Annotated in this window: 20 protein-coding genes, 4 pseudogenes and 1 riboswitch; of the genes and pseudogenes, 15 read left to right on the top strand and 9 right to left on the bottom strand. The window is 42.8% G+C overall.

The window, feature by feature from the left end:
• Window positions 1-397: 397 nt before the first annotated feature.
• Window positions 398-835, bottom strand: a pseudogene (locus JCM21738_RS25355) (transglycosylase domain-containing protein); the annotation flags it as partial.
• Window positions 836-1,273: 438 nt separating this feature from the next.
• On the opposite strand from JCM21738_RS25355, the gene kapD reads away from it, so the two are divergent.
• A complete protein-coding gene (gene kapD / locus JCM21738_RS05135) occupies window positions 1,274-1,897 on the top strand; it encodes a 3'-5' exonuclease KapD (protein WP_023626650.1) in 624 nt (207 codons plus the stop codon).
• A 52-nt stretch (window positions 1,898-1,949) separates the two neighbouring features.
• Here the strand turns inward: kapD and kapB are convergent, their stop codons facing one another.
• Window positions 1,950-2,333, bottom strand: a complete 384-nt coding sequence (gene kapB / locus JCM21738_RS05130; protein ID WP_023626651.1) for a kinase-associated lipoprotein KapB — start codon at window positions 2,331-2,333, stop codon at window positions 1,950-1,952.
• 107 nt (window positions 2,334-2,440) lie between these two features.
• On the opposite strand from kapB, the gene JCM21738_RS05125 reads away from it, so the two are divergent.
• From JCM21738_RS05125 to JCM21738_RS05115, 3 genes are all read left to right on the top strand, one after another.
• Window positions 2,441-3,163: a peptidylprolyl isomerase gene (locus JCM21738_RS05125; RefSeq protein WP_023626652.1), complete on the top strand. Its 723-nt coding sequence runs from the start codon at window positions 2,441-2,443 to the stop codon at window positions 3,161-3,163.
• A 73-nt stretch (window positions 3,164-3,236) separates the two neighbouring features.
• Window positions 3,237-3,449: a hypothetical protein gene (locus JCM21738_RS05120; RefSeq protein ID WP_023626653.1), complete on the top strand. Its 213-nt coding sequence runs from the start codon at window positions 3,237-3,239 to the stop codon at window positions 3,447-3,449.
• A 322-nt stretch (window positions 3,450-3,771) separates the two neighbouring features.
• Complete coding sequence (locus JCM21738_RS05115) at window positions 3,772-4,221, top strand: M48 family metalloprotease (protein ID WP_023626655.1); 450 nt, start codon at window positions 3,772-3,774, stop codon at window positions 4,219-4,221.
• 49 nt (window positions 4,222-4,270) lie between these two features.
• On the opposite strand, the pseudogene JCM21738_RS05110 reads toward JCM21738_RS05115, so the two are convergent.
• Window positions 4,271-5,319: pseudogene (locus JCM21738_RS05110) on the bottom strand (MalY/PatB family protein).
• A 202-nt stretch (window positions 5,320-5,521) separates the two neighbouring features.
• Here JCM21738_RS05110 and JCM21738_RS05105 point away from each other — a divergent pair.
• Window positions 5,522-5,782 carry a DUF1871 family protein gene (locus tag JCM21738_RS05105; protein ID WP_023626657.1) on the top strand — a complete coding sequence of 87 codons (261 nt, stop codon included), beginning with the start codon at window positions 5,522-5,524 and terminating at the stop codon, window positions 5,780-5,782.
• A gap of 35 nt (window positions 5,783-5,817) precedes the next feature.
• Here JCM21738_RS05105 and JCM21738_RS27115 read toward each other — a convergent pair whose 3' ends face one another.
• The 4 genes from JCM21738_RS27115 to JCM21738_RS05090 all read right to left on the bottom strand — a co-directional run bounded on the left by JCM21738_RS27115 (window position 5,818) and on the right by JCM21738_RS05090 (window position 8,614).
• Window positions 5,818-6,354: an alpha/beta fold hydrolase gene (locus JCM21738_RS27115; RefSeq protein WP_369385645.1), complete on the bottom strand. Its 537-nt coding sequence runs from the start codon at window positions 6,352-6,354 to the stop codon at window positions 5,818-5,820.
• Window positions 6,351-6,671, bottom strand: a complete 321-nt coding sequence (locus JCM21738_RS27110) for an alpha/beta fold hydrolase (RefSeq protein ID WP_369385644.1) — start codon at window positions 6,669-6,671, stop codon at window positions 6,351-6,353. The genes JCM21738_RS27115 and JCM21738_RS27110 overlap by 4 nt, the downstream gene beginning before the upstream one ends.
• Window positions 6,672-6,991: 320 nt before the next feature.
• Window positions 6,992-7,177 (bottom strand): helix-turn-helix domain-containing protein, encoded by a 186-nt coding sequence (locus JCM21738_RS05095; RefSeq protein WP_439645984.1) that lies wholly within the window; start codon window positions 7,175-7,177, stop codon window positions 6,992-6,994.
• Between the two features lie 93 nt (window positions 7,178-7,270).
• The gene (locus JCM21738_RS05090) at window positions 7,271-8,614 is read right to left on the bottom strand and encodes a sodium-dependent transporter (protein WP_023626660.1); all 1,344 of its coding nucleotides are present in this window, start codon (window positions 8,612-8,614) and stop codon (window positions 7,271-7,273) included.
• 450 nt (window positions 8,615-9,064) lie between these two features.
• Here JCM21738_RS05090 and yugI point away from each other — a divergent pair, with 450 nt between their 5' ends.
• A complete protein-coding gene (yugI, locus tag JCM21738_RS05085) occupies window positions 9,065-9,460 on the top strand; it encodes a S1 domain-containing post-transcriptional regulator GSP13 (RefSeq protein WP_023626661.1) in 396 nt (131 codons plus the stop codon).
• Between the two features lie 238 nt (window positions 9,461-9,698).
• Window positions 9,699-10,891 (top strand): annotated as a pseudogene (locus JCM21738_RS05080) (ornithine--oxo-acid transaminase).
• A 57-nt stretch (window positions 10,892-10,948) separates the two neighbouring features.
• Here JCM21738_RS05080 and JCM21738_RS05075 read toward each other — a convergent pair.
• On the bottom strand, window positions 10,949-11,182 hold the full coding sequence (locus JCM21738_RS05075) for a DUF378 domain-containing protein (RefSeq protein ID WP_023626663.1): 234 nt from the start codon (window positions 11,180-11,182) through the stop codon (window positions 10,949-10,951).
• A gap of 201 nt (window positions 11,183-11,383) precedes the next feature.
• On the opposite strand from JCM21738_RS05075, the gene JCM21738_RS05070 reads away from it, so the two are divergent.
• The 6 genes and pseudogenes from JCM21738_RS05070 to JCM21738_RS05050 all read left to right on the top strand — a co-directional run bounded on the left by JCM21738_RS05070 (window position 11,384) and on the right by JCM21738_RS05050 (window position 17,553).
• A complete protein-coding gene (locus JCM21738_RS05070) occupies window positions 11,384-12,547 on the top strand; it encodes an iron-containing alcohol dehydrogenase (protein ID WP_023626664.1) in 1,164 nt (387 codons plus the stop codon).
• A 256-nt stretch (window positions 12,548-12,803) separates the two neighbouring features.
• A riboswitch (cyclic di-GMP riboswitch) is annotated at window positions 12,804-12,895 on the top strand.
• A 138-nt stretch (window positions 12,896-13,033) separates the two neighbouring features.
• Window positions 13,034-14,368 (top strand): LPXTG cell wall anchor domain-containing protein, encoded by a 1,335-nt coding sequence (locus JCM21738_RS05065; RefSeq protein WP_023626665.1) that lies wholly within the window; start codon window positions 13,034-13,036, stop codon window positions 14,366-14,368.
• A gap of 57 nt (window positions 14,369-14,425) precedes the next feature.
• Complete coding sequence (locus JCM21738_RS25350; RefSeq protein ID WP_052019565.1) at window positions 14,426-14,896, top strand: hypothetical protein; 471 nt, start codon at window positions 14,426-14,428, stop codon at window positions 14,894-14,896.
• Window positions 14,781-15,098 (top strand): class D sortase, encoded by a 318-nt coding sequence (locus JCM21738_RS23030; protein WP_243462898.1) that lies wholly within the window; start codon window positions 14,781-14,783, stop codon window positions 15,096-15,098. The genes JCM21738_RS25350 and JCM21738_RS23030 overlap by 116 nt, the downstream gene beginning before the upstream one ends.
• Window positions 15,099-15,357: 259 nt before the next feature.
• A pseudogene (locus JCM21738_RS05055) lies at window positions 15,358-16,706 on the top strand (glucose-6-phosphate isomerase).
• Window positions 16,707-17,148: 442 nt separating this feature from the next.
• Window positions 17,149-17,553 carry a YugN-like family protein gene (locus JCM21738_RS05050; RefSeq protein WP_023626668.1) on the top strand — a complete coding sequence of 135 codons (405 nt, stop codon included), beginning with the start codon at window positions 17,149-17,151 and terminating at the stop codon, window positions 17,551-17,553.
• Here JCM21738_RS05050 and JCM21738_RS05045 read toward each other — a convergent pair.
• A complete protein-coding gene (locus tag JCM21738_RS05045; protein ID WP_023626669.1) occupies window positions 17,550-18,542 on the bottom strand; it encodes a potassium channel family protein in 993 nt (330 codons plus the stop codon). The two genes, JCM21738_RS05050 and JCM21738_RS05045, sit on opposite strands and share 4 nt — an antisense overlap.
• Before the next feature lie 200 nt (window positions 18,543-18,742).
• Between JCM21738_RS05045 and JCM21738_RS05040 the strand changes: the two genes are divergently transcribed.
• Window positions 18,743-18,949, top strand: coding sequence for a hypothetical protein (locus JCM21738_RS05040; protein WP_023626670.1), 207 nt, complete (start codon window positions 18,743-18,745; stop codon window positions 18,947-18,949).
• 108 nt (window positions 18,950-19,057) lie between these two features.
• A complete protein-coding gene (uptA, locus tag JCM21738_RS05035; RefSeq protein WP_023626671.1) occupies window positions 19,058-19,642 on the top strand; it encodes an undecaprenyl phosphate transporter UptA in 585 nt (194 codons plus the stop codon).
• Window positions 19,643-19,699: the final 57 nt, after the last annotated feature.

Below are 19,699 nucleotides of genomic sequence, written 5' to 3'. Positions count from 1 at the left end.
TAGCGACAATCTGCCCAGTCTCATGGTTGATCACCGTGGCAGCTCCCTGCACCTTTGCGTCTGGCAGATGATCTGTGACTGCCTGGACTGCCCGTTTTTGCATACCAATATCAAGATTTGTATGGATGGTCACCCCTGAACGAAGCAACTCCTCAATTCTAGCGGTTAAATCATCAATGCTATCGAAACTCTCCTGTTCAGAAATCAGTTCTCTCAGTTCATGTAATGCAAAGGAAGAATAATCAGGATATGAATTTTTCCGGGAATCGACTTTCAGGGTGATTGGTTCCTTTTTAAACTTTTCAGCAGCTTCAGGTTTGATTTTTCCATGTTGGGCCATCCGGTCAATCAGCTGTTCCTGGCGCTTCTTTGTTCGTTCAAAATGGTTGATTGGGTCATAATAGGACGGATTATTAGGTATGGCAGCGAGAAATGCCTGTTCTGCTTCTGTTAATTTTGCAGGCGTTTTTCTAAAATAAAGATCCGCCGCAGTCTTAATTCCATAAGCATTATTGTGGAAATAAATCGCATTCAAATACTGCTCGAGAATTTCTGCCTTTGAAAAAGACTTCTCCAGCTGGTATGCATATAAAACTTCGCTCAGCTTGCGATTATAAGATTTGTGATGGTTTAAGTATTGATTCCGTGCCAGTTGCTGGGTAATGGTGCTCGCACCCTGTTCAATGTCGTCAGAGTGAATATTGATTGCCAGAGCGCGGCCGATAGCCGGCAGGTCAAAGCCAGGATGCTTTTCAAAATTACGGTCTTCAGAAACAATAAACACATCTTTTATAAAATCAGGGATTTCATGCCCCGCAGCATAGCTCCTGTTCATCGGTCGATAAATCTCGGTGATGACCTCACCGTTATTGGCAAGGATTAAACTGGTTTGAGAAAGTTTCGTCTCTGAAAGATCGATCTTTTCATCAAGAGTATCGCTGAAGCTGACGGCATTGCCTGCTTCGGTATAAGTTAATATGACAACTGCGATAAACGCTGGAATCAATAGTAAAATCAAAAGATAGCCTGCTATAATCCTCACGGTAATTCCTTTCTGCCTCAAAGTATTTTTTATTATTCAACATACTATCGGAACGAAAGAGCAATTTTTCACTTCTTTTTCTGATTTACCTTCCGTTCAAAAAAATGTAAAGTCTAAATTGCAGAAAATTTAAAAATTTATCAAGAAACGTGATATAATAGAAAAAATAATCGACCGAAAAGCATATACTGGTTACATACAACTACTGGCTTTTCAGAAAGTTGGGGAAGCATGAGCGAAAAAGAAAGGACAACATTATTTATTGATTTTGAGTTTACGATGCCTGACCGCAACAGCAGGAGAAGGGGCTTTTACCCGGAAATCATTGAAGCTGGCGCAGTTCTCGTCGAGGGCGGCAAGGTGGTGGAACAATTTTCTTCCTATGTACGGCCGCTGGCTTTTCCAATTTTGACAGAACGCTGCCGTTCTTTCCTGAACATCTCTCAGGAGCAGGTGAATTCAGGTATCATGTTCAAGGCTTTGGTAGATAAGCTTAAGTCAATGGGTGGAAACAAGAATTGCCAGATTGTCACCTGGGGCAATATGGACATGAAGGTATTGCAGCAAAATTGCCAGCAGGCTTCTGTCGCTTTTCCGCTGCCAGGGAAGCAGATCGATCTATCGATGGAGTATAAGCGTTTCTTTGGCGACCAGAATCAGACGGGTCTATGGAAGGCCGTTCAGGAGTATGGAAGAGAAGGGACAGGAAAACATCACCGCGCGCTCGATGATGCTTTGACGACCTACCATATTTACAAGCTCGTGGAGAAAGATAAACAATATCTTCAAAAACCAGAACCTGCAACAATTGGGGACATGGTCGATTTTTCCAAACTGCTCAATAAATTCGCATAAAAAGCCAGATTGGATAATACAATCTGGCTTTTGGCGTTGTTAGTCTTTATTTCTAATTTTTAAAATAGTCCTTTTCCAGTGACTCTAAATTTCTCAGGCTTTGCTGTGCCCAGGCAGAATCGTCGCCTTGCAGTTCGGCACGAAGCTTGCTGGTGGCTTCTTTCAATGACTGGGTGTACTCAGGGATGTCCCCATCGAATGGCTTGACCATTTTTTCCGGAATGTTTGCTTGTTCGCGGTAGGAAAGTGCTTTTCTTTCATGGAAAAAGCCAACTGCCGCATCCTTTGGGTTATGGAGGTCGCCCTGCATCGGGTGTTTTGCGACAGCCAATACTCGGACAAGGTAGTGCTGTGGCCTGCGTTCCGTGATTTCGCCTATGTATTTGCCGGTCTTATAAATGGCGGTTACCTGATCGCCAATGTTCAATTCTGCCATGTTGGAGCTCCTTTCGGGTTCGAGTTAATTTCTTTTATTATAGCAAAAAAGACAGATGCAAAACATTTTGTAATCGTTTAAAGTGTCTAATAGGAGGGATACATACAATGACTAAAAAAATAATCTCAATTTTATTTGCAATGATGGTTGTACTTGCAGGCTGCGGAACGGCTGATGAGAAGCAGGAAGCAGACAAGCAGAAGGAAGAAACGACTAATGGTGGACAAGCTGGCGAGGCCGAGGAAGATCTTGATTACCCTCAAGCGACAGCCGAAGTCCAGGATAATGAAAGACTTGTGGAAATGGTTACTTCAATGGGGACTGTTAAAATCAAGCTTTTCCCTGAGCAGGCTCCAAAGGCAGTTGAGAATTTTATCAAGCACAGCGAAGAGGGCTATTATGAAGGAGTCATCTTCCACCGGGTTATTGATGGGTTCATGATTCAAGGCGGCGACCCTGAAGGAACTGGAATGGGCGGCGAAAGTATTTACGGCGGTCCGTTTGAAGATGAATTTTCACGGGAGCTTTTCAACATCCGCGGAGCACTGTCGATGGCTAATTCAGGACCGAACACGAATGGCAGCCAGTTCTTCATCGTCCAGAATAAAGAGCTTGATGCTAGTTTGCCAGAGAAGATGAAGCAGGCAGGCTACCCCGAAGAAGTGCTGAAAATGTATGAAAATGGCGGGACACCACATCTTGATGGCGGACATACCGTCTTCGGCCAGGTTGTCGAGGGAATGGATGTTGTTGATAAAATTGCCGCTGCTCCAACAGGTGCTGGGGACAAGCCAGAGGTCGTCATCAAGAAAATCAATGTATTGAAATAGGCGATGGCATCTTGTTGGACGGATTCGTAAAGCTTGATATAATGTTTTGAGAGCTTAAGAAAGGAAGATGAGAATGAGTAAGTGGTTTGTCATCTCATTGTTTTTATATTTTCCAGAAGACAAGTCTGAATATATACCAGCCGCGATCACTTCACTCGTTTTCCTGATTGGAGCGATCCTGACGATGAGATACATCATCAAAGTTTCCAAAAGGGAAGCACAGAAAGCAAAGGAACACGAGCAGGCAATCATGAAACAAATGAATGATACAAAGGAGAACAGCTGATTTATTGGCTGTTCTTTTTTGGATACAAATATAACTGGAAAAAAACGCGCGGAATTTCCAGTTCGCGGAATTATGATGGAATTTCGCGGAATTCCGTTTGTTTTTCGCGGAATTAAGCAAAGATTTCGCGGGATTATCTTCCTTTTTCGCGGAATCAAGCACAGACTCAGGGGATAAACCTCCATTTTCGCGGAATCAGGCAATTATATTGTTCCAAAAAAGGTTTAACGCATTAAAAACCGGGGTAAAAGTCATGTTTTAATTATTTTACAAAAGCGTTATAATACAATTTATATTCTAAAATCAAGAGTAGGGGTATAAATTGAAGAACTTACAGATAGAGAATATTGTCGAAACAATTCTAGTTCGATCTGGCAGCAGTGTTCAAGTTGAACTTGAGGATTTTTTCCCCGGAGACCGGTTTGCGGGCGGAAAATATAATTTTGGGACTCATACAATTACTTTATATATTGAAGAGATCAAGGCTCAATGCCTGCAGCTCTTTAAGTCATTAGATCACTTTGAGGACTATCTTGAGGTCGTCTTTGCACATGAAATTGGCCATGCCGAGGACCGCGAACTTGCGGAATTAGTTCAGAAGATGAACGAAACCAATCATGACTTCACGCGGAAGGGTATCGCCCTCAATATTGAAGAAAATGCATGGAATTATGCACGAAAGCTGATTCCGCAAAACCTTCATCCATTTATGGATACCATCATCCATTACTCATTGCAGCCATATTACGAAGCGCTGGAAGTGAGCGCATAAAAATGGAGCCTGCCCGAATGGGACGGCTCCATTTTTGTTTTCTAAAAGTCTAACTGAATGCCTTTTTCAGCCTTTCCAGTCCATCATTCAACGTTTCGCGCGGACATGCGAGATTCATCCGTACAAAGCCTTCTCCGCCTTCACCGTACTTCGTTCCAGGTTCAAGTCCAAGCTTGCCTTTATTGAGCAGCGTATCCTTTATCTCCTCGTCACTCAACAAGTTCGCGGCAGTCGATCCATAAAAGGTAAGTGGCATCAGCTTCATCGGCTTGAGTGCAGGCAGGTGTTCTGCCATGAAGTCTGTAGCTATTTTCATATTCTCATCCAGATAAGCTAATAGCTCTTCAAGCCATTGCTCCCCGCCGCGATAGGCTGCCTCCATTCCGGCGACCGCAAAGGCATTCAATGTGAAAAAGCCCTGCTGCTCCTGGATCTCCTTGAACTTGGCCTTCAAATCCTTGTTGGGAATCAATGCGGCGGATGCCTGCAGGCCAGCAAGGTTGAAGGTTTTACTTGGCGCAACGAATGTTGTCGTGATTTCCTTGAACTCATCTTTAATTGAAGCAATCGGGATGTGGACGTTCGGCTTGAACACTAAATCGGAGTGGATTTCATCAGAAACGATCAGACAGTCATGCTTTACACACAGGTCGCCGATTTTCTCCAGTTCTTCCCGTGTCCAAACTCTGCCGCCCGGATTATGCGGGTTGCAAAGTATGAACATCTTGACTCCATCTTTCAGCTTTGCCTCAAAGTCGCAAAGTCGAGCTCGAATCGCCCATTTTCATATAGCAGGTTGGACGTTACAAGTGTTCGCTCATTATTTTTAATCATGTTGAAAAATGGTGTGTACACAGGCGAATGAACAAGCACCTTGTCGCCTTTTTCTGTAAATGCCCGAATTGCGGTACTGATAGAAGGGACGACCCCTTCACTAAAAACGATAGATGATTTCTTGAACTCGCAATCGTGGCGATTTTTCATCCAATCCTGGATGGCTTCGGTCACAGACATCGGTACAAAGGTATAGCCGAAAATTCCGTGTTCAATCCGGTCCTTCAGCGCATCGGTAACTGCCTGTGGAGGATGGAAGTCCATATCCGCGACCCACATTGGCAGGACATCATCTTTGCCAAAAACTTTGTCAATTGCATCCCACTTCACTGAATGCGAATTGTTCCTGTCCACGATCTTGTCAAAATCTATTCTTTCCATATGTACGCACCGCCTTTTCCTGAAAAATTTATCTCTCACTAGCTTTATGATAAGATATTTTTAAAAAATAATCAGGTGATTGAATTTGGAATCTAGAGAGCTTAGCTATAAATTGATTCATGTTTTAAATAAATGGGACCCTTTCAAAGTAGGAGAAGGAGAATTCGACCCGGAAATCGCTGATATTCTCCAGGCTGTCCACGATTATGACGAAGCAGATAAAATCGCCCGCAGGATCCAGTCTATATTTGAATTTTCTTTTGAACAAGTTTTGCCATACCAAGAGTGTCATTCAATAGCAAACACCTTGCTGGCCATCAAGAACGAAGACGTTTGTTCCTTATAAAACTGCACATAACGCACTAGCAGAAACGGCAGCCATCAAAGGCTGCCGTTTGCTGTTGCTTCTGTTGTTTCCTCAGCTGCCATGAACCTGTTGATCAGCTGATGGACATCTTCAGGGCGTTCCTCCGGGACAAGGTGGCCAGTTTCCTTTAAAATGACCAACTCAGAATTCTTCAAATCCTTATTCAACTTCCTCCCGATACGGACCGGGACAACTTTATCATGTTCACCCCAGATCAGCAGGCATGGTGCATCAATTTTTCGCAATTCCTCAGCTGTAAGATCGCCCTCCCGGTGGCGGATCATCATCGTCAGTGCTTTGAAAATATCATCCTCTAAAAATGGAGAGAGATAGCCATACAGCATCTCATCATTGATCATTGAATGGTCATAGACGACGTTCTGCAAATTCTGCTTTACCCCAGAGCGTGCCAGATGGAACTTCACATAGAGGTGGAAATATGGAATGTAGCTTGAAAGTACAAGCGGCAGCTTTGCCTTTTTCAAATATCCTGAACTGCAAAGCAGAATTCCCTTTTTAGCATATTCCGGGTGGTGCAGCAGAATGTTCATGCAATTTGGCCGCCCATTGAATGCCCAACGACATTAAACTCCCGGATGCCAAGGGATTTCATCAATTCAACAACAGTTGCGGCAAGGTTTTGATAGGAATATTTAAAGCTGGAAATCTTGCCGCTTTTCCCAAAAGGGGGAAGGTCTACAGAAATGACGTTATAATCCTCTTTTAACAAGGGGACCAAATGCCTGAAGCTGAAAGTGGAGGAAAGAAATCCATGAAGCAAAACCAGTGTTTCCTTCGAATCCGAGTTCTGGTAGTGCTCATAGTAAAGATCGATTCCTCTTACGGTTTTATTCCTGGCGAATTCCATTGGCTTTCACTCCTGACATTATTAGCGAATTAGGCAAGGTATGCCATTTATTTTCCCCGCAAATTCCAACTTCACACAAAAAATACAAAAAATATGGACACCAGTACTGGTGTCCATTAAAAAGGGGGGAATACTAGAAAGCCTTATGGGACTAGGATAGCCAGATTGGCAGAATAGTATACATTAATTTTCGAACCTTTTTTTTATAAAAAATAAAACAGGCAGAAAGTCTGCCTGCTAAGGTGTATGATGATATTCAGATTACAGGCTGCTTGGTCTTTGGTCGAGTTCTGGCGGTGCAGCGTGATAAATTTCTCCCATTAACTCTGACGCAGGGACATCGAGGCTGTCGAGATCTTTAAAATCGTCTGCAATGTAGGTGTCTGCTCGCCGCTTTCGTATCTTTGGATCGTTCGCGTACCTACCCTGATTTTCAAAGCGAGCTCCTCCTGTGAGATTCCGATTCGTTCACGGCACATCTTGATATTCTGTCCAATTGCAGTCATCGCTCATCACCTCCAAAAATTAAATTTCTCTTACTATAAGTTTATCATTAAATTTTTGAATATATCGACAATAATGTGAACGTTTTCTTAACTTTAGATTATACCAATCGATTGTAAAAACACAATGCCAATACCTATTGGCACGATGTAGCGGATGGCAAAGTACCAAATGTTGAATAATAACGGACTTTTCTCAGTGCCTTCTTCCATTTCGCGTCTGACCATTTTTCGAGGGAGTACATAGCCAACGAATATGGCGATGAAAAAGGCGCCCAGAGGCAGGGCGATATTGCTCGTCAGGAAGTCAGCAAGATCAAAGAAGGTTTTCCCGAAGAATTTCACATCAGACAAAACACCAAAGGAGAGGGCATTCGGAATTCCTGCGGCAAAAACAAGCAAACCAGCAATCCATGAAAACTTCTTACGCTTATTTTTGTCTCCTTTAGACAGGACTGCGACGATGATCTCAAGAATCGAAAATGCTGAGGTCAGTGTCGCGAAAAGCAGCAAAATCAAGAAAATCGTCAGGAACAGCCCGCCAAAAGCTATTTCATTAAAAACGGCAGGCAGGACAACGAATACAAGTCCAGGTCCTGCTTCCGGCTCAAAACCAAGAGCGAATACAGCCGGGAAAATGACTAGGCCGGCGAGCAGCGAGATAAGAATATTCAACCCCACTACAGAAAACGCGGATTTTGCGAGGCTCTCACCCTTGGATAAATAAGAAGCATAAGTCACCATTACTGACAGTCCGACACTTAAAGCAAAAAAGGATTGTCCCAGTGCCATCAAAATGGTTTGCCCGGTTACAGCTGACCAGTCAGGCTTCAGGAAGAACTCTACCCCGGCCATCGCTCCATCCAGTGTCAAAGACCTGATTACGAGGATGATAAATAGGATGAACAGAGCAGGCATCATGTATTTGCTCGCCTTTTCAATGCCCTGCTGGATGCCGCCCTGTACGACCCAGATAGTTAGAATCAGGAATAAAAGCTGAACTACAACTGCCTCAATAGGATTGGATATGATGCTTTCAAATGTTGCACCGTATTCTGCCTGGGTCAAACCTGAAAGTGATCCGGTGAAGCTCCGCGCTAAATAAGAAAGGATCCAGCCGCCAACTACACTGTAGAAAGACAGAATCATGAAGGAAGCAATGACACCGCCATATCCAAGCAATGGCCATGCACTTTTCGGTGCCAGGTGCTTATAAGACATAACGGCGTCCTTTTGGCTGTTGCGGCCAATGATGAATTCAGCCAGCAAAATAGGTGCCCCTATAAAAATAGTCATCAGTAAGAAGAAGATAAGAAAAATGCCGCCTCCATTTGTACCTGCCATATAGGGGAATTTCCAGATTGCCCCGAGCCCAATGGCTGATCCCGCTGCAGCCAGGATGAATCCGAGCTTTGAAGTCCATTGTTCGTGCTGTTTCATAAGAAAACTCCTTTTGAAAAAATCTGAATATTAATATTTTCTGACAAAATAAAAAAATACCTTTTCATGTTACTATTTTTTAAGGTAAAAGCATAGCATTTTCAGGCTTAAAACAAATATTAAGCTTTTTGTTATTTTTTTGAAACAAAAACAAAAACGCGCCGTTTTATAGATAAAGTGATTCTCGCTTGAAGAGATGGAAGTGCAAGGGGCGCGCAACGGTCTCCGTTAAAAAGAAAAAAGATAAGTTATTTCAATGATCGCCCAGATGCTCCATTCTTTCAGATTGTTCAGGAGGACGGCTTCTGGAAAGTCCAGTTTTTTCCATTACAATAATGGAAACACTCTTATAGAATTATCTTATTCCTTTTGATAAATGCTATAGAATATGATATAATTTTTAATTGCGTATTAATGAGATAAAATAAAACAATATTTAGGAGTGTTTCCATGTCAGAAAATATTCAAGTAGGCAGCGTTTTAACAGGTAAAGTTACAGGAATCCAGCCATACGGCGCTTTCGTAGCATTAGATGAAAATACACAAGGTCTAGTGCACATTTCAGAAATCACACACGGTTATGTTAAGGATGTTAACGAGCACCTTACAGTTGGCGATGAAGTGAAAGTGAAAGTTTTGTCAATTGATGAAGCTGCTGGAAAAATTGGTTTATCAATCCGTGCTACTGAAGAAGCACCAGAACAACCACAACGCGCTAAGAAGCCACGGAGTGCTAAGCGTCCAGCTGCTGTAGTTCAGTACCAGGATGACTCAGCTCAAGGCTTCAACACTTTGAAGGATAAGCTTCAAGAGTGGATCAACCAGTCAGATATGGCTAAGAAATAAGTTTTAATGCAAAAACCGGACATTTCGTCCGGTTTTTTTTATGCATGGAAATGCAAAACTTGAGGTAACTTCGGACAGGTTCAGGAAAGTCATGAAAAGCTGTCCGAACATATAGCTGCTGCAGACAAGTTCCGCGGAAAAACTGCCCATAATCTTTTTTAGGGGGTTAAAATGAAAGAGCTTACAGGTTACAATATGATTGTCTAACCAATTTTTTCATTGGAACGGAGGAAGGTTCATGGCAACAAAAACTAGTTCTTTGATCGAGCAGACTCAAAAGTATGGTGCGAATAACTATCATCCGCTGCCAATTGTTATTTCAAAGGCAGAGGGAGTTTGGGTAGAGGATCCTGAAGGCAACAAATATATGGACATGCTAAGTGCGTATTCAGCTGTCAACCAGGGGCACCGCCATCCTAAGATAATCCAGGCGCTTAAAGACCAGGCTGATCGTGTGACTCTTACTTCAAGAGCATTCCACAATGACCAGCTGGGTCCATGGTATGAAAAGATTTGCAAGATGACGAATAAAAAAATGGCTTTGCCGATGAACACTGGAGCGGAAGCAGTTGAAACGGCTATTAAAGCTGCTCGCCGCTGGGCATATGATGTAAAAGGTGTTGCGGACAACCAGGCTGAAATCATCGCTTGTATCGGCAACTTCCATGGCCGCACAATGACAGCGGTCTCGCTATCATCAGAAGAAGAGTACAAACGCGGCTTCGGCCCAATGCTTCCAGGGATCAAACTGATTCCTTACGGCGATCTTGATGCACTGAAGGAAGCGATTACTCCTAACACTGCAGCATTCTTAATCGAACCGATCCAGGGTGAAGCAGGAATCGTGATCCCGCCAGAAGGGTTCATGGAAGCTGCATACGATGTATGTAAAGAAAACAATGTCCTGTTCATCGCTGATGAAATCCAGGCTGGTCTCGCAAGGTCTGGAAAAATGTTCGCATGCGAATGGGAAGGAATTCAGCCTGATATGTACATCCTTGGAAAGCGCTTGGCGGTGGAGTATTCCCGATTTCCTGTGTTGTTGCTGACAATGATGTACTAGGTGTATTCAATCCTGGTTCACACGGTTCTACTTTCGGCGGTAATCCAATGGCCTGCGCTGTTTCGATCGCATCCCTGGATGTATTGATCGACGAGAAGCTTGCAGACCGCTCCCTAGAGCTTGGGGAATATTTCATTAGCAAGCTGCGGGAAATCGATAATTCTATCATCAAGGATATTCGCGGCCGCGGCTTGTTCATTGGCGTTGAGTTGACGGAACCAGCACGAAAGTATTGTGAGGAACTTAAAGAAGAGGGACTGCTTTGCAAAGAGACACATGATACGGTCATCCGCTTCGCACCGCCGCTTGTCATCAGCCAGGAAGAACTGGACTGGGCAATCGAGCGAATCAAGAAAGTATTATCATAAACATGAGAAAACCCGCCTATATGGCGGGTTTTTCCATTTCTCTTTTAGTTTCTCTAGTTATCGAGTAGCCCTTGGTTCTGCCGCTCTTTCCTCTCTTTCGCTTGGTGCGAAAAGAAGACCGATGTTTATTAAACCAGCAAGACCAACCAGGCCATAAATGATTCGAGCCAATGCTGAATCCTGTCCGCCGAAAATTGCTGCAACAAGATCGAATTGGAAGAATCCTACTAACCCCCAGTTGATGGCCCCGATAATGGTAAGGACAAGTGCTGCACGTTGAATACCGCTCATGGGTGTTTCCTCCTTAAAATAAATTTGTTCTTTTATAGAGTGATTCAGCAGATGATGAATTATTCATCCTGAACATATTAAATCTCTATCGGTATGTAAAAAGATGAAACATTTTGGAGCACATTGGAGAACATTAAGAAGTGTATTTTTTGCATTGCTTTTTAAAAAGGAACATAATTAGCCTTGAGGAAGGTGATAAAAATGGATAACTTTACATTTTATAATCCAACTAAACTTATTTTTGGAAAAGGTCAGCTTGAGGAACTGAAGAATGAAGTCCCTCAGTATGGCAAGAAGGTTCTGCTTGTGTACGGAGGCGGCAGCATCAAGCGAAATGGGCTTTATGATTCCGTCATGAATTATTTAAACGAAATCGGAGCTGAGGTATTTGAACTATCGGGTGTTGAACCGAATCCTCGTCTGTCGACTGTTCATAAAGGCGTGAAAATCTGCAAAGAGGAAGGCATTGACTTCCTGCTCGCAGTGGGCGGCGGCAGTGTAATCGACTGCACGAAAGCAATCGCAGCCGGAGCCAAATACGATGGAGATGCATGGGACCTTGTCACGAAAAAGGCTTTTGCATCAGAAGCACTTCCGTTCGGAACTGTGCTGACATTAGCGGCTACAGGTTCTGAAATGAATGCCGGTTCCGTCATCACCAATTGGGAAACTAATGAAAAATATGGCTGGGGTAGCCCTGTGACGTTCCCTAAGTTCTCTATTCTGGATCCTGTAAATACATTTACCGTTCCTAAGGACCAAACAATTTACGGTATTGTTGACATGATGTCACATACATTAGAGCACTATTTTCATTTGACTGAGAACACCGAATTCCAGGACCGCATGTGCGAATCCTTGCTTTTAACAGTGATGGAAACAGCTCCAAAACTGCTTGAGGATCTGGAGAACTACGAGTATCGTGCAACGATTCTTTACTCTGGTACGATGGCATTGAATGGAATCCTTAATATGGGTTACCGCGGTGATTGGGCTACACATAATATCGAGCACGCCGTATCAGCGGTGTATGATATCCCTCACGGAGGCGGACTGGCCATCCTGTTCCCGAACTGGATGAAGCATAACCTTAAGGTGAAACCAGAACGCTTCAAGAAAATGGCTGTAAGAGTTTTCGGCGTGAATCCTGAAGGCAAGACAGACGAGGAAGCAGGTTTGGAAGGAATCGAAAAGCTGCGTGAATTCTGGAACAGCATTGGTGCACCATCAAGACTTGCTGATTATGACATTGATGACAGCAAGCTGGAAGTTATGGCTGACAAAGCAATGGTCAATGGTGAATTTGGCAACTTTGCAAAATTAAATAAAGACGACGTACTGGAAATCTATCGTATGTCGTTATAAAAAGCTTAAGGACCCAGGGGTATCCCCTGGGTCCTTTGTCTTTATATGGGCAAAAAATCTTATGTCTTTTTTAAAAAAGGGTATCCAAAACACTGAAATAATCATACTTGTCGGGTAAATAAAGAAACATAAGAAAAATTTACCAATAAATTTTCTAGGACTAAATGTTTAAGCAGCTGGGTAACTGTGGTAAGTCTCTAAATGTAAGACAATGGAGCAGTAGGAATTATTTACACAATAATTACATTAACACCAATCATGCTCAGGGCAAACTTGTTGAAAGACAAGGACGCAAAGCAAGGGATCTAAGGCTGGAGCTTTCCAGCTAAGATTGTCCTGGCTGCCATGAAATTAGAGATATTCTGGCTGTTGTTTTGTCTAATGAAAAGAATGAATACAAGGAAAAGGAGGCGAGAACTCTCTTTAAATAACTGAATATTCAGTCTATTTATTGTGCACAATTTTATTCGAAAAGGGGTAGAAATGTTGAAAATTAAAAAGCGCTTGTCCATCTTAGTTGCATTCATGCTATTGTTTATGATTACCTTCCCGATTACTGGTGCGTTTGCTGCGGAAAATAGCGAGCAAAAAACAAACTCCCAGCAAGAAAGTGCTGGTAAACAAAAAAGTAGCAAAGTAGCTGCAAAGACAACGGGTCAAAAAGAAAAATCTAATGGTATTGTAAAAGCAGCATCTACGGAAAATGAAACAAATAATGAGGAAGATTCAAAATCTGAAACAACACACGACCAAGAGGAAAGAAACTCTGAACAAAAAACAACAAATCAACCTGAAGCAGCTGAGAATAGTGACAACCAGGAAAATAGTGATTCAGAGGGAAATAATGCTTCGGAGGAAGATAATGCATCAGAAGAAGATAATGCTCCGGTAGAAAATAATTCTTCAGATGAAAATAATTCTTCAGATGACAGCGAAAATGAGTCAATACCAGCAGATGATGGAACCGTACCGGCCAATGAAAATAGAAGCACTCAAATCCACCTGCACATCGACAAATGTGTCAATCCTGTTGAAACAGCCTTTGTCCAGGTTAATGGTCAGTGGGAGGAAATGACCAATCCAGGTTCCTCTCCATTATTTAAGGCATTTGATGATGGTGAGTTCGTAAAAGATGATATTACGGCTTTCAAACTGATTTTTACAACAGGTGAAGAGCTTGTCGTCCCGGTCAGTGAAGTAAGAGTGGGAGTCGAAGCAGAAGGATCCGTTAATTATTGGCTGGATCATTGTGAACTTCCTGCAGAAGAACTATCTGAACCGGATGATTCAGAAGAGACTGAGGAAACTGTTAACATTCTATCAATGATCAGAATCATGATAGACGAGACTCCGCGTTCAATTGAAAAAGTGACATTGGTAATGATGAGCGGCAAGAGAATTGATCTTGAAAGAATCAATGAACTATTCAGCCTCACGCTGACGGAAGAAATTGAACTGGAATTGATTCGTGGCATTGAGATTACTAGCATTGGTGAAACAAAATTAATCCTGCTTCCGCAAATCGAGTCCCTGAAAATTGTGGAAAGTGTGCTTACACTACAATTAAACTGGGATATGGAAGGTGAAATGGTCGAGGAAGAAGCAGAAGAGGTGGAATCAGATGAGGATACTGATACGACAGCACCAGGAAATAATTCAGGATCCGGAAATACCTCTGATGGCACAACAAAAGAACAGGCGTGGAACGGCGAGGTCCTTCCTCAAACAGGTGAAAGCAGCAGGACAATGTTCTATGTACTTGGCTTCCTGATTGCGGCAGGAGGAGCTATGCTAAGTATCAGGAATCCACTGAAGAACTAAGCTCGAGTTGGAGGGGAAGAGATTCCCCTCTTTAATTTTTTATAAGGTGTGAAGTTGATGAGAAAAGTATTGTCGTTATTAATGATTTTTGCTGGTATATCAATCTTCTTTTATCCAGCTGCAAAAGATTATTACATCTCCTACAGTCAGGAGAAAATGATTGAAAACTGGGAGGGCAGCGGCAGTCAGGGGAATAAGGTGGCTGCTGAGAGTCTGAGGGAGTTGGAGGAGGTATTCAGTACCGAAACTCTGGCAGAGAGCAGTGTGGATAAAAAACAAGAGTTGGAGGATGCACCAGCGGCTGAAACACCAGCGGATTATCAGAAACTGTCCGCTGGCATGGTCGGTGTCATTGAAATAGACAAAAATTGGCGTGAAGCTGCCGATTTTAAATGGTGCGTCGGATGCGAATTTGGAAAAGGGAGCTGGTCTGCTGGAAGGAACGTCAGCTCCAGGAATGCCAGGGAACAGTGCCATTGCCGCCCACCGAAACCGAGCCTATGGAAGTATGTTCAACCGGCTAGATGAAATAGGCAAAGGGGATACGGTAACGGTAAGGGATAAAGGCAACACCTACCAATATGAAGTATATGAAACTTTAGTGGTGGAACCGCATGAAACTTCCGTACTCAAAGGGAGTGAAGATGAAAAGGTACTCACCCTTATTACATGCACCCCAATTGATACGGCCACACACAGGCTGATTGTCAAAGCGAAAATCAAGCCATAATGTTTCGTGGTGTTTTTTGCCATTCATAAGAGAGTGAGGGGTAAAACGGAAACAATCTATCTGGGGTGAGTATGGAAATTAACGTCTGACAGTTTCATCCCATTCCAGTCATGAATGAGGTGCCCAATCGTGATAAAATTTTTTTATACGTTTACTTAAAATTTCACAATTGGGCACGCTTACATCTGAGGGTGTTTCTTGATTATTGGGATTCTTTTCGATAAAGTGATAGAGAATATAAAATATTGGAGGATCAGACATGACACATGTTCGTTTTGATTACTCAAAGGCGCTAAGCTTTTTTGGTGAACACGAAGTTACATACTTAAGGGATTTTGTAAAAGTAGCCCATCATTCATTACATGAAAAGACTGGTGCAGGCAATGACTTTTTAGGCTGGATCGACCTGCCGGTAGACTATGATAAAGAAGAATTCGCACGCATCCAGAAATCCGCGGAAAAGATCAAGAGTGATTCTGATGTCCTGCTTGTTGTAGGGATTGGCGGCTCTTATCTTGGTGCACGTGCTGCGCTTGAATTTTTACAGCACAGCTTCTATAACGCTCTTCCAAAAGAAAAGCGGAAGACACCGCAAGTCATTTTTATCGGAAACAATATCAGCTCAACTTATATGACTGATGTTATGGATCTTTTAGAAGGAAAAGATTTTTCAATCAATGTCATTTCAAAATCTGGAACAACGACGGAGCCTGCAATCGCATTCCGTATCTTCCGCAAGCTTCTTGAAGAGAAGTATGGAGTGGAGGGAGCCCGCAAGCGTATTTATGCCACAACGGATAAGGCACGCGGTGCATTGAAGACTCTTGCTGACGAAGAGGGCTATGAATCATTCGTGATTCCTGATGATGTTGGCGGACGTTATTCTGTATTGACGGCTGTAGGCTTGCTGCCAATCGCTGTCAGCGGTTCAGATATCGAAGCGATGATGAAAGGCGCGGCACAGGCAAGAGATGATTTCGGAAAGTCAGAACTTGAAGAAAATCCTGCCTATCAGTACGCTGCAGTCCGTAACGCGCTTTACAACAAAGGTAAAACAATCGAAATGCTGATCAACTACGAACCAACTCTTCAGTACTTCTCAGAGTGGTGGAAGCAGCTGTTCGGCGAAAGCGAAGGAAAAGACCAGAAGGGAATCTATCCTTCTTCAGCGAACTTCTCTACTGACCTTCACTCACTAGGTCAATATGTGCAGGAAGCCGTCGTGACTTGTTCGAAACAATCATCAAGGTTGAGAAACCTCGCCATGAAATGACAATTGAAGAAGCAGCAAGCGACCTTGACGGCTTGAACTATCTAGCTGGCAAGACTGTTGATTTCGTCAACAACAAAGCGTTCGAAGGAACAATGCTTGCCCATACTGATGGCGGCGTACCGAACCTTGTTTTGACAATCCCTCGGCTTGATGAGTATACATTTGGATACCTTGTATACTTCTTTGAAAAAGCATGCGCAATGAGCGGCTACCTGCTCGGCGTAAATCCATTCGACCAGCCAGGCGTTGAAGCGTACAAAGTGAACATGTTCGCATTGCTTGGAAAACCAGGCTTCGAAGAAAAGAAAGCAGAATTGGAAAAGCGACTTAAATAATGGTGAAAAAGGAGTACCCTGTTGGGTGCTCCTTTTTTATGAGGAAATAGTCGTGTTAAAACTGGGAAAAATCGCATGAAATTTCCAGTTCGCGAATAAATTCAGATTTTCGCGAATAAAGTTGTGAAAACCGCGAATAAATTCAGATTTTCGCGAATAAAGTTGTGAAAACCGCGAATAAAAATAAATTATCGCCAATAAATGCAAAAACACGAGAGAAAATGTCCGTCACAAGGCCAATGACGGACAAGAATTGCCTGAAACCTTGGGAAAATGTCCGTCATCCAGCCCATGACGGACAGAAATAGCATATTCACCAAATAAAGTCTCTGTGGTCACCAACCTCCATTATGATTCCAGCTTGAGTTTAACTTTCACCGCTCATTAAATTATCGCTTTTGGTTAAAACTAAGCGAAAATGAATGGAAAGGCGGAACGACCATTGATTGAGATACAATCTGAGCTTGAGGGCAAACATTTTGATCTTTTTAAACTGGAGCAGCTGCTAAAACCTTTAGGATATTCCATCGGAGGAAACTGGGATTATGACCATGGTGCTTTCGATTACAAAATAGATGACGAAGTGGGTTATCAATTTTTGCGTCTGCCATTTAAGGCAATTGACGGCCAGCTTGACTCCAAAGGCTGTACAGTACAATTGCAGCGTCCTTTTCTTCTTTCGCATAAATATCAGCGAGGGATCGATGACCATGCGGAAATCGGGAATGCCAGCGCTTCATTCAATCAGTTCCAGGAGCCTGTGGACAAGGATGCGAGCTTTCCGGAAAAATACATCGAAGTCGGAAAGTCGCTTGTCCGAGAAGTAGAATCTGTGTTATTGCATTAATCGTTTGAAATGGCGAGAAGCTGATCATCATAGTGAATTTTGATATTGTTATTGGGGTTGACGATTATGTCATCCCCTCTTTTGCGTCCAATCAAAATAATATTGCGCTCTTTTAGCAGAAAGTTCCCTGCTTCCTGGAAATTTTTATCAATAATAGAAGCTTCAGGTTCAATATATGACAAGCGCTTTCCATTCAATTGCCCCAGCAGATCCAATAAAGGATCCACGACCTCCGCGGAGGCGATGCTATTTAAAAGTACCGCACTGGTCAGAGCGTTAGCAGGAATCAGCTCATCAGCCCCCGCTCTCCTCGCATTATTTATTTGTTCGCTCGTCTGGATTTCAGCGATGCAGCGAATGTCAGGATTCAATCCTTTGATGGCGAGCAGCGTGAGGATCGTATTCATATCGGCTTGCAGCTCATCCAGATTCTGATCTGATGTAATAATCACTTTCCTGGCTGTTTGAATACCGGCATTCAGTAAAGTTTCATCCTTGTTCGCCCTTCCTCTGATGAAATGGACATTGTCATCCATAATGGGATTTGACCCCAATGAATCATCCACCAATATGATTAATTCATCAGACTCTATGAGAGATCTTATAATCGAACGAGACCTCTCGTTCCACCCGATGATGATAATCTGATCATTACCTTTAAAGCCTACTTTCCCCTCTGCATATGCATTTTGTTTGGTAACAGTTGCTGCTGATAGGTGGATAAAATACGAGGATAAAAACCCTGTACCGATCAAGAGTAGGAGGATTGCTGTTATTCGTCCCCATGTAGAAACGGGATAGTAATCTCCAAACCCTACTGTTGATGCAGTAATAATAGCCCACCAGACACCATCAAAGATCGTCGGGAAGCTTTTCGGTTCAATAAAATGAATGATGACGCCAAACAGAGTAATCATCATAGAGGCAATCATCAGGATCCTCAACAAAATCGGAAGTTTTACGAAACGCATATAAAAATGATTAGTCATCATAGTCCCCCTTCTTATTTCTCGCTATATGTATGAAAACAATAATTACTTTTCCCTTGTTTTTCTAATCAAAAACTGAAATACGTAATTCTATTCTTGTCGAGCAAAAACTTTTTTACACAGAAAATAAGTAATTGTTCATTAGCCCGTACCAAAATTGCTGTACATACATATGTTGGGTAGTAAAGGAGGGATTATCAATGTCGTTTAATAATACTAACTTGTTTGTATTCTTGGCCGCTATTCTGGCTGGATGGGTACTTTTCAGATTTGCTCCGGCATCACTTGCTGTACTTTTAAACTTGCCATTCTTACAAATTGTCGGACTTGTTGTAATCCTTATCTTCGCACTGGTGATTATTTACATCGGCCTCAGGATTTTGCTGAAAGGCGGCTGGCGCTGCTGACATATCTCTTGAAAAAATAACCTGTCATATGGCAGGTTATTTCTTTTTCATAATAAAAGACATGCCCAAATATATTTTAGAAGGATGCAAAAAACTGGAGTGGTATACATGCACGAATTTATTATGATTGTTTTGGACTGGCTGGCTAGTCTTGGGTACATAGGGATTGCGCTCGGATTGATGCTTGAGGTCATCCCGAGTGAAATTGTCCTTGGTTACGGAGGGTATATGGTTTCTGAGGGGTCAATTGGTTTTATCGGTGCGGTCGTTGCTGGAACAATTGGCGGGACCATCGCGCAGTTATTTTTATATTGGATCGGATATTATGGCGGCCGACCGATGCTGGAGAAATACGGGAAGTACCTGCTGATTAACCAGCACCATTTGGAGGTTTCGGAAAAATGGTTCCACCAATATGGACCAGGTGTCATTTTCTCAGCAAGGTTCATCCCGGTGGTCAGGCATGCGATATCTATTCCTGCAGGCATTGCCGGGATGTCAGCCATCAAATTCACGCTGTATACAATAGCGGCGATGGTTCCGTGGACAATTTTCTTCCTCTATCTAGGCATTGTCCTCGGCGAAAATTGGGCAGGCATCAAGGAAGTGGCCCAACCTTTCATAATACCTGTCAGCATTATTGCATTGGGTGCTGGAGCTGTTTATTTACTGGCAGCAAGCAAACGAGTATAAGGGTAAACGAACTCAGGAGCTTTCCTGAGTTTTTTCATGCTAAAAACTCATAAAACA

It is taken from the genome of Mesobacillus boroniphilus JCM 21738, assembly GCF_000517385.1.
GTDB classification, from domain to species: Bacteria; Bacillota; Bacilli; order Bacillales; family Cytobacillaceae; genus Mesobacillus; species Mesobacillus boroniphilus.
Note: the sequence above shows the minus strand (reverse complement) of the source record. Positions and strands in the feature narration are given on the sequence as shown.